The sequence below is a fragment of the Plebeiibacterium sediminum genome (assembly GCF_026013605.1).
GTDB classification, from domain to species: domain Bacteria; phylum Bacteroidota; class Bacteroidia; order Bacteroidales; family Marinilabiliaceae; genus Saccharicrinis; species Saccharicrinis sediminus.
Genome location: NZ_JAPDPJ010000178.1, coordinates 1 through 2117 on the forward strand (window position 1 = coordinate 1; position 2117 = coordinate 2117).

The 2117-nt window shown below is 32.0% G+C and carries 1 protein-coding gene; it reads left to right on the plus strand.

Annotation, left to right across the window (positions count from 1 at the left end):
* Positions 1 to 708: 708 nt before the first annotated feature.
* Positions 709 to 2117: methyl-accepting chemotaxis protein (locus OM075_RS24895; protein WP_301193272.1), on the plus strand; the 1409-nt coding region annotated here is incomplete at its 3' end.

Here is a 2117-nt window from a genome sequence, read left to right on the forward strand (position 1 = left end):
ATCATTAGACTCCATCCTTCTAGTCCATCTTTTGCCTCAATAATTTGAAAGTTTAATGAAAACAGAAGCTTTTTTATCATTACTCTCGAATCAATGGCATCGTCAATTATTAGAATCTTTTTCATCATTGTATGAGATTACAGTTACATATCTAGGTTTTTAAGTATATACGGTTGATCATATGAAATAGCTGAATGTTTATGACAAGTAATCTCATTTGCTAGGTCAATACCGGATAAATTGGGTTATATGGCATAATTCATTATCTTATTATATCTGTTTTAACACCCAATTGCGACACTAATCTTTATATGGAACTAATAACCTAATTTAGTACTTCATCACCATAAATAATGATTTAATCAAACTGCTCAAATTTTCCAAAAAAACATCTGTTAGTTTTAGGTGTTGATATTAAGCAGATTACGCATCGAATTAAACTATTGATATATTTAGTTCAAATAGTTCGTCATTATAATGGTAACTCTTGCTACAACAATTCGTTATCCCTAATATATCAGTATAAATTCACTATAATATTTGAATCAATACTTCATTAATTTCCGGGGTTATTCCAAAATTTGGATAGGGTATAAGGTCCTATCTAAATTATCCACCCTTTGGAAGATGCAGGTATTGACTTATTATATTGTAGCGATCTATGCATGATATACAATAGAACTAAAAGCAGAAACTATATTAATTTTTATGAAGAGATTCCATGATGTGAGAATAGGTTTGCGCCTAGGGTTAGTCATTATAACTTTTATTGTTGTAATATTGTCAATATTAGGTATTTATATAACCAATGTTGAGATGAATGCAAGTGAAATTACAACAAATGAAAGAATGCAGGAGCATGTAAAGGATTTGAATATTCTGATATCTCAAAATATTCGTTCCAATCAACAAAATGTTTTGGTAGGTATTAATGCGGCAGACCAATATGTTAAAAATCTGGGCAAAATTAGAATTAGCTCAGATTTAATAGATATAAAAGCTAAAAATCAAGAGACCCAGGAAGAACAAGATGTAAAGGTACCAGAATGGATTGTACAAGATCAGTTAATTCAGGCTAGTGCAAAGTATGTAGACCAAATAAAAGATTTAGTTGGAGGTACAGCAACCATCTTTCAAAGATTTGATCAGGGATTCTTAAGGATTGCTACCAATGTATTAACTAAAGATGGAGAAAGAGCATTAGGTACATTTATTCCTAATACATCAGAAGTTATAAAGACCGTTTTAGAAGGAAAAACATACACAGGAAGAGCATTTGTGGTGGATGACTGGTATCTAACAGCATATCGCCCGCTTGTCATAGACGGAAAGATTGAAGGTATTCTGTACGTGGGAATCAAAGAAAAAAATATGACTGAATTAAGATCAGTCTTTAATGATAAAACCTTTTTTGATTCAGGATATCCGTATATCGTTGACAATAATGGGTTATTAATTATTCATCCCAGGGACGAGGGTAAAAGTATAGCAGATCAGGCATTCTTTATTAAAATGAAAAGTTTAAATGCAGAAAGTGGTTTTACCATAGATCAAATAGAAGGTCAAAAAATGTATCAATACTATCGATTTGTAGAAGAAATACAATCCTATGTTGTTGTTTCTGTATATGAAGATGAACTATTTGCCAGTGCTTATCATATCAGAAACGTTATTTTGATTAGCCTCTTAATTAGTTTATTGATATTATCCGGACTAATATATTGGATATCCAAAGACATCTCTAATAGTCTTAGAAAAGCAGTTGTAATATCAGAATCTATAGCAGCAGGAGACTTAAGTATTAAGCTTGATATCGACCAAAAAGATGAAATAGGTCAATTAGCATCAGCCTTAAATAGAATGGTTCATGGTTTAAAAGAAATTGTAACCAGTATTAAACTGGGAGCTGATAGAATAGGGGTAGCCAGTCATCAATTAAGTGGTTCATCCATGCAACTATCCCAAGGTGCAAATGAACAAGCAAGTTCCATCGAAGAAGTGAGTTCTACTATGGAGGAAATATCTGCCAGCATACATCAAAACTCAGATAATGCAATTGAAACAGCTAAGGTCTCAGAGGAGGCCAACAATGATTCAAATAAAGTTAATGAGCATGC